Genomic DNA, 9,059 nt, shown 5'->3' with positions numbered 1-9,059 from the left:
GCCGCAGAGCCACACCCCCTGAGACCTGTTGCAGTAGGACCCTATGAGAGGGCTTCTGCAACGTCACACCACCCCCACTGAACCCCCAGAGAACGCGGCCCTGACCCGGGGCACGGTCGTGGTGGAGGCTGAGTACCGCAGCGGTTCGCTGGTCACGGCCCGCAGCGCGCAACGGCTGGGACGGTTCACGATGGGCGTGCCCGGCCCCGCCACCAGCGGACTCTCGGCGGGCGTGCACGAACTTCTGCGGGGCGAGGGGGTACTGGTCACCGACGCCGCGGAGGTGGTGGAGCTGGTCGGGGACATCGGCGACCTCGCCCCGGCGCGCCGGGGGCCGGTCCTTCCCAGGGATCTGCTGGATCCGGTCGCGGCTCTCGTACTGGAGTCGCTGCCGGCCCGGGGCTGCCTCGACGCGCGCGGCGTCGCCCGGGGAGCGGGGACCACCCCCGACGACGCGCTCGGCAAGCTGTACGAACTGCACTCCTTGGGGTTCGTCGAACGGCGGGGTGACGGATGGCAGTTGACGCCCGGCGCCGTAGGCCATGCGAACGTGCGGCGAGGCGGTCCTTGACCAGCGGCATTCGGGTGAAAAGGTACTGATGATGACCTTCTCAGCCCTCCTGGACCGCTCTCCGGGGCCGCCGTACACGGTGATGGCCCCGGAGAGTGGCGTGCCTCGCGGCATTCATCTTGAAGGGGGCCATCCCATATCCTGCGCGGACTGCGACACCGCAGTCACGCTACGCTCACGAGGATTCCCGCCCAGACGCAAGATTTCCCCCGACGTCACAGCAGAACGGCTCAAGGCAACGCATGCCCCAGCACACCTCCGGGTCTGACCGCGCGGCAGTGCCACACGCGGCGCGTGGCAGCGTGCGGCCCGCCGCACCCTCGTCGCTCGACGAGTTGTGGCGGTCGTACAAGACCACGGGCGACGAGCGGCTGCGGGAGCAGCTGATCCTGCACTACTCGCCGCTGGTGAAGTACGTCGCGGGGCGGGTGAGTGTCGGGCTGCCGCCCAATGTCGAGCAGGCCGACTTCGTCTCCTCCGGCGTCTTCGGGCTCATCGACGCCATTGAGAAGTTCGACATCGAGCGGTCCATCAAGTTCGAGACGTACGCGATCACCCGCATCCGCGGCGCCATGATCGACGAGCTGCGGGCCCTGGACTGGATCCCGCGCTCGGTGCGGCAGAAGGCCAAGGCGGTCGAACGCGCCTACACGACGCTGGAGGCGCAGCTGCGCCGTACCCCCTCCGAGAGCGAGGTCGCCTCGGAGATGGGCATCCTCCTGGAGGAACTGCACGCTGTTTTCAGCCAGTTGTCGCTGGCGAACGTCGTCGCCCTGGAAGAGCTGCTGCACGCCGGTGGCGAGGGCGGCGACCGGCTCAGTCTGATGGACACGCTCGAGGACACCCACGCCGACAACCCGGTAGAGGTGGCCGAGGACCGGGAGCTGCGCCGGCTGCTGGCCCGCGCCATCAACACGCTGCCCGAGCGTGAGAAGACCGTGGTGACGCTGTACTACTACGAGGGCCTCACCCTCGCCGAGATCGGCAATGTGCTCGGGGTGACCGAGAGCCGCGTCAGCCAGATCCACACCAAATCCGTGCTCCAGCTCAGGGCGAAGCTGGCCGACGCGGGGCGATGACGGCGGCGCTGAATCGTCCCTGCCGCTCCCGTTCCGTCGTCACGGCGGCGCCGCATCCGTAAAGTGGGACCGTGCCAAGGATTCGAGCGGCCTCGGTGGCCGAGCACCGGACGATGCAGCGCGGCGCCCTGCTGGACGCTGCCCGCTCCCTGCTGTCCGAAGGCGGTACGGAAGCGCTGACCTTCCCCGCCCTCGCTGAGCGCACCGGCCTCGCCCGGTCGTCCGTGTACGAGTACTTCCGTTCCCGCGCCTCCGTCGTCGAAGAGCTGTGCGCCGTCGACTTCCCGGTCTGGGCCGCGGAGGTCGAGAGCGCCATGGAGCGGTCCGGAAACCCGGCGGGCAAGGTCGAGGCCTATGTACGCGCGCAGCTCGTCCTCGTCGGCGACCGCCGCCACCGCGCCGTGGTCGCGATCTCCGCGAGCGAGCTCGACGCCGGTGCGCGCGAGAAGATCCGCGCCGCGCACGGTGGTCTGGTGACGATGATCGTCGAGGCGCTCGGCGCACTGGGGCACGAGCAGCCCCGGCTGGCGGCGATGATGCTCCAGGGCGTGGTCGACGCCGCGGTGCGGCGCATCGAGCTCGGTGCGGCGGAGGATTCGGACGTGATCGCGGACACGGCTGTCGCCATGGCGCTGCACGGCGTCCAGGGCAGAGCCTGAGCCGTCGCCCGCTGCGGGCCTGGTCCCCACCCCGCCCTTTCCCGGCCCGGTGCGGCCAGGGGGACGCCGAAGACCGGCAGCAGACGCGGCGGCCCGCGGCGGAGCGACCGGGCCGGTAGCAGTGTCAGAGGGTTCAGGTAGGTCCTGCCTCTGGCCAGGCCCCAGTGGAGGCAGCCGGACTGGCAGTGGAACGGGCCGTTCTGGAGTACGGCCACCACCTGCCCGGCTCTCACCTCGTCGCCCTTCGCGACCAGCGCGCGCACCGGTTCGTACGTCGTCCGCAGCGGCGGCTCGCCCGTGTCCGGCAGGGTGACGGTCAGGACCCCGCGGCCGGCGACCGGACCCGCGAAGGAGACCCGGCCGGAGGCGGCCGCCCGCACCGGCTCGCCCGGCGTGGCGGCGAGATCCGCGCCGCGGTGTCCGGCCGCGTAGGGGGACGGGGGCGGCTCCCAGGCCCGTACGACCAGGGGGCGCCCACCCACCGGCCACACCGCCGTGTCCGGCGGCGCGCCGGCGGTGGCGTCCGTGGAGGGGATGAACATCGCGGTGACCAGGAGCAGTACCAGCACAGTCGTTCGTCGCATCCACAAACCGTCCCGCTACGGGCCGGTCCGTGGGGATCATGGCCCGGATCTGTGGATCGCGGTCCGGTTGTGGACATCGCCGTCACCCGGCACTGCGCAGGTCCCGTACACTTCTTGTGGCGATCCGGGTCACCGGGTCGACTTCGCACGCCCCGCCACCACACCCTCTCTGCGGTCGGTGGCCGCGCCGCTCGGTCCTTCGTGGCACGGCGCATGGGGCGTCAGGCGCGCCCGCAATCCTGCGGACGCGGCAAACCGAGTAACTCAAGGAGTACGGCCATGGCCGTCGTCACGATGCGGGAGCTGCTGGAAAGCGGCGTCCACTTCGGTCACCAGACCCGTCGTTGGAACCCGAAGATGAAGCGCTTCATCTTCACGGAGCGCAACGGCATCTACATCATCGACCTTCTCCAGTCGCTGTCGTACATCGACCGCGCCTACGAGTTCGTCAAGGAGACCGTCGCCCACGGCGGCTCTATCATGTTCGTCGGCACCAAGAAGCAGGCGCAGGAAGCGATCGCCGAGCAGGCGACGCGCGTGGGCATGCCCTACGTCAACCAGCGCTGGCTCGGCGGCATGCTGACCAACTTCTCCACCGTCTACAAGCGCCTTCAGCGTCTGAAGGAGCTCGAGCAGATCGACTTCGAGGATGTGGCCGCGTCGGGCCTCACCAAGAAGGAGCTCCTGGTCCTCTCCCGCGAGAAGACCAAGCTGGAGAAGACCCTCGGCGGTATCCGCGAGATGTCCAAGGTGCCCAGCGCCGTCTGGATCGTGGACACCAAGAAGGAGCACATCGCCGTCGGTGAGGCGCGCAAGCTCCACATCCCGGTCGTCGCGATCCTCGACACCAACTGTGACCCCGACGAGGTCGACTACAAGATCCCGGGCAACGACGACGCGATCCGCTCCGTCACCCTGCTCACCCGCGTGATCGCCGACGCCGTCGCCGAGGGCCTCATCGCCCGTTCCGGCGCCGCCACCGGCGACTCCAAGCCGGGCGAGAAGGCCGCCAGCGAGCCGCTCGCCGAGTGGGAGCGCGACCTGCTCGAGGGCGACAAGAAGGCTGACGAGGCCCCGGCCGCCGACGCCGAGGTGCAGACCTCCGCCGAGACCGAGAAGGTCGCCGACGCGGAGAAGGCCGACGAGGCTGCCGCCCCGGCCGCCCCGGCCGCTGAGGCCGAGCAGGCCTGACACCCGTCACGGTTGACGACGGCGGGGGCGGGGCGTCACAAGCGCCCGCCCCCGCCGCCACCCGTAGATCTTCGTTTCGACTTCGAGAGAGATTCACAGATCATGGCGAACTACACCGCCGCGGACGTCAAGAAGCTCCGTGAGCTCACCGGCGCCGGCATGATGGACTGCAAGAAGGCGCTCGACGAGGCCGAGGGCAACGTCGACAAGGCCGTCGAGGCTCTGCGCATCAAGGGCCAGAAGGGCGTCGCCAAGCGCGAGGGCCGTTCTGCCGAGAACGGCGCCGTCGTCTCCCTCATCTCCGAGGACGAGACCTCCGGCGTCCTGCTCGAGCTGAAGTGCGAGACGGACTTCGTCGCCAAGGGTGACAAGTTCCAGGCCGTCGCCAACGCGCTCGCCGCCCACGTCTCCGCGACGTCCCCGGCCGACCTCCAGGCGCTGCTCGCGTCCGAGATCGAGTCCGGCAAGACCGTCCAGGCGTACGTCGACGAGGCCAACGCCAACCTCGGCGAGAAGATCGTCCTGGACCGCTTCGCGCAGTTCTCCGGCGCCTACGTGACCGCGTACATGCACCGCACCATGCCCGACCTGCCCCCGCAGATCGGTGTCCTGGTCGAGCTGGACAAGGCCGACGCCGACCTGGCCCGTGGCATCGCCCAGCACATCGCCGCCTTCGCCCCGAAGTACCTCGACCGGGACGAGGTCCCCGCCGAGATCGTCGAGGCCGAGCGTCGCGTCGCCGAGGAGACCACGCGCGCCGAGGGCAAGCCCGAGGCCGCGCTCCCGAAGATCGTCGAGGGTCGCGTCAACGGCTTCTTCAAGGAGGCCACCCTCCTCGGCCAGCCGTACGCCCTGGACAACAAGAAGTCCGTCCAGAAGGTTCTGGACGAGGCCGGTGTCACCCTGAAGCGCTTCTCGCGCATCAAGGTCGGCATCTGAGTCTGTTTCAGCGATCGAGCGTGGACCCCGCTAGGGTCTACAGCAGTCGGACGCGCACGTAACGGACGACCGCAGATCTTACGAGGAGGCCATTGCCGCGCACGGGACTCAGCACCCACCGGCAATGGCCTTCTTCGTATGTGCACTAGGAGATCTCCATGACGAATACCCAGAAGAGCGACGACGGCAAAGTGACCGGCCGTTTCATGCTGAAGCTGTCCGGCGAGGCGTTCGCGGGCGGCGGCGGCCTGGGTGTGGACCCTGACGTGGTGCACGCCATCGCGCGGGAGATCGCCGCCGTCGTGCGTGACGGTGCGGAGATCGCGGTCGTCATCGGCGGCGGCAACTTCTTCCGTGGCGCCGAGCTCCAGCAGCGCGGCATGGACCGGGCCCGCTCGGACTACATGGGCATGCTCGGCACGGTCATGAACTGCCTCGCCCTCCAGGACTTCCTGGAGAAGGAAGGCATCGACAGCCGCGTGCAGACCGCCATCACCATGGGCCAGGTCGCCGAGCCCTACATTCCGCTGCGCGCCGTGCGCCATCTGGAGAAGGGCCGGGTCGTCATCTTCGGCGCCGGCATGGGCATGCCCTACTTCTCCACCGACACCACAGCCGCTCAGCGGGCCCTGGAGATCGACGCCGAGGTCATGCTGATGGGCAAGAACGGTGTCGACGGGGTCTACGACTCCGACCCCCGGACCAACTCCGCCGCCGTCAAGTTCGACGCGCTCGAGTACGGCGAGGTCATCACCCGGGACCTCAAGGTCGCCGACATGACGGCGATTACCCTCTGCCGGGACAACAATCTTCCGATCCTCGTCTTCGAGCTGCTCGCCGAGGGCAATATCGCGCGGGCGGTCAAGGGTGAGAAGATCGGCACGCTCGTGAGCGACCGGGGCACCCGGGCCTGACCGGAGGATGGACAAACCCTCTGCCGGTCGGACACCGTGCAGAGAAGACGCGCACATTCACAGACGCAGGTTCACAGGGTCTGTTCATGCAGTTCATGCAGGGCCCGATCGAGACACGCAGGAGCAAGTGGTGATCGAAGAAATCCTCCTCGAGGCCGAGGAGAAAATGGAGAAGGCCGTCGTGGTGGCCAAGGAGGACTTCGCCGCGATCCGCACCGGCCGTGCGCACCCGGCGATGTTCAACAAGATCGTGGCCGACTACTACGGCGCGCTGACGCCGATCAACCAGCTCGCCTCGTTCTCGGTCCCCGAGGCCCGGATGGCGATCGTGACGCCGTTCGACAAGAATGCGCTGCGCAACATCGAGCAGGCGATCCGCGACTCCGACCTGGGCGTCAACCCCAGCAACGACGGCAACATCATCCGGGTGACGTTCCCCGAGTTGACGCAGGACCGCCGCAAGGAGTTCATCAAGGTCGCCAAGACCAAGGCCGAGGACTCCAAGATCTCGATCCGCTCGGTCCGTCGCAAGGCCAAGGAGACCCTCGACAAGCTCGTCAAGGACAAGGAGTCCGGCGAGGACGAGGTCCGCCGTGCGGAGAAGGAGCTCGACGACACCACCGCGAAGTACGCCGCGCAGGTGGACGAGCTGCTGAAGCACAAGGAAGCCGAGCTGCTCGAGGTCTGATGAACGACTCTTCCTGGGGGGCCCCGGCGCGGGGCGACTACGCCGCCGCGTGGGGACCCTCCGACCAGGGGCCTGCCCCGGCGGGTCCTGCTTACGATGCGCATCCGGCCGAGCAGACTCGCCCCATGCCCATCGTGCCGCCCGAGGAGCCCATGCCCACCCCGCCGACGCCCCCGCAGAAGAAGCGTGCGGGGCGTGATCTGCGTGCCGCCATAGGGGTGGGCGTGGCACTCGGCGCGGTCATCATCGCGTCGCTGTTCGTCTGGAAAGCCGCCTTCATCGGCGTGATAACGGTCGCCGTAGTGGTCGGGCTGTGGGAGCTGATCTCGCGGCTGGAAGAGCGCAAGCAGATCAAGGCTCCGCTGGTGCCGCTCGCGGTCGGCGGAGCGGCGATGGTTGTGGCCGGGTACGTCAGGGGCGCCGAGGGCGCGTGGGTCGCCATGGCGCTCACCGCGCTCGCCGTGCTCGTCTGGCGGATGACCGAGCCGCCGGAGGGCTACCTCAAGGACGTCACGGCGGGCGTGTTCGCGGCGTTCTACGTGCCGTTCCTGGCCACGTTCGTCGCGATGATGCTGGCGGCCGACGACGGCGCGCAGCGGGTACTCACCTTCCTGCTGCTGACCGTGGTCAGCGACACCGGGGCGTACGCCGTGGGCTGGCGCTTCGGCAAGCACAAGCTCGCGCCGCGCATCAGCCCGGGCAAGACCCGGGAAGGACTTGGCGGCGCCATCGCCTTCGCGATGGCGGCGGGCGCGGTGTGCATGGAGTTCCTGGTCGACGACGGGACCTGGTGGCAGGGCCTGCTGCTGGGGCTCGCGGTGGCCGCGAGCGCCACGTTGGGCGACCTCGGCGAGTCCATGATCAAGCGGGACCTCGGGATCAAGGACATGGGAACGCTGCTGCCGGGCCACGGCGGCATCATGGACCGGCTCGACTCGCTGCTGCCGACCGCTCCGGTGGTCTGGCTGCTGCTGGTGATCTTCGTAGGGACCGGCTGAACTGCGCTTTTGTGAGTGAAGGGTCCGTCGTCCACAGGGCGGCGGGCCCTTTCCGTATGTCTGCGACACTGGTATGACCATGCCTGTACCTGGAGAACTGGCGGCGATCCGGGAGCGAACGGCCCCTGACCAGCGCGTTTAGTGCTCGTCAGGGGCCGTTCGCGTGCTACTGGGCCGTCTCTGGGCCGTCGGCCCCTTCAGAGGCGGGCAAGAACAGCCCGTCAATGGCGTTCCGGGTCCGTTCCCGGCTCGACGGCATGAGGTGCGCGTACACCCGCAACGTGAGCGCGGGATCGGCGTGCCCCAGGTACTGGCTGACGGCCTTGATGCTCTCGCCGGCCTCCAGCAGCACCGAGGCGTAGAAGTGCCTGAGAGCGTGCATCCCGTGTTCACGGGCGGAGTCGTACTTGCCGTCCCGCGCGCCCGGGATGAGACCGGCCAGCGCAAGAGCGGGCTTCCACTCCTGGATGTTGAAGTTGCTCCGCCAGACGACACCGTTCGCGGTGTTCGTGAACAGAAGGCGGGCCGTCACCTTCGGACCGTCCGGCTTACGCCACGGCAAGGTGACCTCGACCGGCTTGCAGGCGTCCATGTGCGCCCGCAGGGCCTCCGCTACCGAGGACGGCAGCGGCACGTCGCGTTCCTTGTTGCACTTCGGCGGCGCGAACACGGCCTTTCCCTGGATGAGCTTGACTTGCCGGACGACCCTGAGCATGCCCCCCTCGAAGTCGAGCGCGTCCTCTGCGAGTCCCACGATCTCTCCCTGCCGCAACCCGCAGCCCGCCCCGGTGTCCACCATGGTCCGGTAGCGCGCAGGTAGAGCCTTGCGTACTGCCTGGACCTGAGAGGGAAGCCACGGAGTAACCCGCCGACGCTCGACTGTCGGCGGGCGCACGGACTTCGCGGAGCAGGGATTGCGAGGCAGTAGACCGTCGTCCACGGCCGCGCTCAGCACGGCTCGAACGTCGCCGTAGATGTTGCGCGCGTATGCGCCGCTCACGCCCGGGTCGGACTCAAGGGCGCTCACCAGCCCGCGCAGGTGTTCCGGCCGGAAGGAGTCGAGCGGGCGGGACCCGAGGACCGGAAAGGCGTGAAGGCGTAGGCGCTGCTCGGTGCCGATCTGGCTGGACAGGTCGGCGCTGTGCGCCTTGAGCCACGTCTCGGCGTACCCCTTGAACGTCACCCGTGCCGCGCGAGGATCGATGTACTGGCCCCGCGACATGTCGGAGGCGACATTGGCGAGCCAGTTCTCAGCGAGCCGCTTTTGGCGATCCGGAAAGGACTTTGACTTCTCGGTGCCGTCGGGGCCGACGTAGCGGGCGCGGTAGCGGAGTCCGAGCCCATAGCGGTTGGTCTTCACTCGGATGGTCTTGCCGTCGGTGTTGGTCTCGGTCTTGAACCAGCGGTCTTGGATGTGGCCGGCCAAAGGATGCTCC

8 protein-coding genes and 2 pseudogenes are annotated in these 9,059 nt (G+C 68.6%); 8 read left to right on the top strand and 2 right to left on the bottom strand.

Going from position 1 to position 9,059, the window contains the following annotated elements:
- Positions 1-94 precede the first annotated feature (94 nt).
- From ACWIHY_RS31270 to ACWIHY_RS31260, 3 genes and pseudogenes are all read left to right on the top strand, one after another.
- Positions 95-571: pseudogene (locus ACWIHY_RS31270) on the top strand (DNA-processing protein DprA); the annotation flags it as partial.
- A 242-nt stretch (positions 572-813) separates the two neighbouring features.
- The gene (whiG, locus tag ACWIHY_RS31265) at positions 814-1,650 is read left to right on the top strand and encodes an RNA polymerase sigma factor WhiG (protein WP_454379421.1); all 837 of its coding nucleotides are present in this window, start codon (positions 814-816) and stop codon (positions 1,648-1,650) included.
- A 95-nt stretch (positions 1,651-1,745) separates the two neighbouring features.
- On the top strand, positions 1,746-2,309 hold the full coding sequence (locus tag ACWIHY_RS31260) for a TetR/AcrR family transcriptional regulator (RefSeq protein WP_454379428.1): 564 nt from the start codon (positions 1,746-1,748) through the stop codon (positions 2,307-2,309).
- A gap of 188 nt (positions 2,310-2,497) precedes the next feature.
- Here the strand turns inward: ACWIHY_RS31260 and ACWIHY_RS31255 are convergent.
- Positions 2,498-2,851: pseudogene (locus ACWIHY_RS31255) on the bottom strand (peptidoglycan DD-metalloendopeptidase family protein); the annotation flags it as partial.
- 321 nt (positions 2,852-3,172) lie between these two features.
- Here ACWIHY_RS31255 and rpsB point away from each other — a divergent pair.
- The 5 genes from rpsB to ACWIHY_RS31230 all read left to right on the top strand — a co-directional run bounded on the left by rpsB (position 3,173) and on the right by ACWIHY_RS31230 (position 7,623).
- Positions 3,173-4,084: a 30S ribosomal protein S2 gene (rpsB, locus tag ACWIHY_RS31250; RefSeq protein ID WP_454379420.1), complete on the top strand. Its 912-nt coding sequence runs from the start codon at positions 3,173-3,175 to the stop codon at positions 4,082-4,084.
- A gap of 102 nt (positions 4,085-4,186) precedes the next feature.
- Positions 4,187-5,023 (top strand): translation elongation factor Ts, encoded by an 837-nt coding sequence (gene tsf / locus ACWIHY_RS31245; protein WP_454379419.1) that lies wholly within the window; start codon positions 4,187-4,189, stop codon positions 5,021-5,023.
- Between the two features lie 158 nt (positions 5,024-5,181).
- Positions 5,182-5,937, top strand: coding sequence for a UMP kinase (gene pyrH / locus ACWIHY_RS31240; protein ID WP_454379417.1), 756 nt, complete (start codon positions 5,182-5,184; stop codon positions 5,935-5,937).
- A 130-nt stretch (positions 5,938-6,067) separates the two neighbouring features.
- Positions 6,068-6,625, top strand: coding sequence for a ribosome recycling factor (gene frr / locus ACWIHY_RS31235; RefSeq protein ID WP_454379415.1), 558 nt, complete (start codon positions 6,068-6,070; stop codon positions 6,623-6,625).
- The gene (locus tag ACWIHY_RS31230) at positions 6,625-7,623 is read left to right on the top strand and encodes a phosphatidate cytidylyltransferase (RefSeq protein ID WP_454379413.1); all 999 of its coding nucleotides are present in this window, start codon (positions 6,625-6,627) and stop codon (positions 7,621-7,623) included. The genes frr and ACWIHY_RS31230 overlap by 1 nt, the downstream gene beginning before the upstream one ends.
- Positions 7,624-7,789: 166 nt before the next feature.
- On the opposite strand, the gene ACWIHY_RS31225 is transcribed toward ACWIHY_RS31230, so the two are convergent.
- Complete coding sequence (locus ACWIHY_RS31225) at positions 7,790-9,049, bottom strand: tyrosine-type recombinase/integrase (RefSeq protein ID WP_454379411.1); 1,260 nt, start codon at positions 9,047-9,049, stop codon at positions 7,790-7,792.
- Positions 9,050-9,059 lie beyond the last annotated feature (10 nt).

The organism is Streptomyces sp. NPDC055287 (assembly GCF_053646035.1).
Note: the sequence above shows the minus strand (reverse complement) of the source record. Positions and strands in the feature narration are given on the sequence as shown.

Coding starts and splice junctions, on each gene's coding strand:
- whiG (WP_454379421.1), top strand. CDS start 814: ATGCCCCAGCACACCTCCGGGTCTGACCGCGCGGCAGTGCCACACGCG.
- rpsB (WP_454379420.1), top strand. CDS start 3,173: ATGGCCGTCGTCACGATGCGGGAGCTGCTGGAAAGCGGCGTCCACTTC.
- tsf (WP_454379419.1), top strand. CDS start 4,187: ATGGCGAACTACACCGCCGCGGACGTCAAGAAGCTCCGTGAGCTCACC.
- pyrH (WP_454379417.1), top strand. CDS start 5,182: ATGACGAATACCCAGAAGAGCGACGACGGCAAAGTGACCGGCCGTTTC.
- ACWIHY_RS31230 (WP_454379413.1), top strand. CDS start 6,625: ATGAACGACTCTTCCTGGGGGGCCCCGGCGCGGGGCGACTACGCCGCC.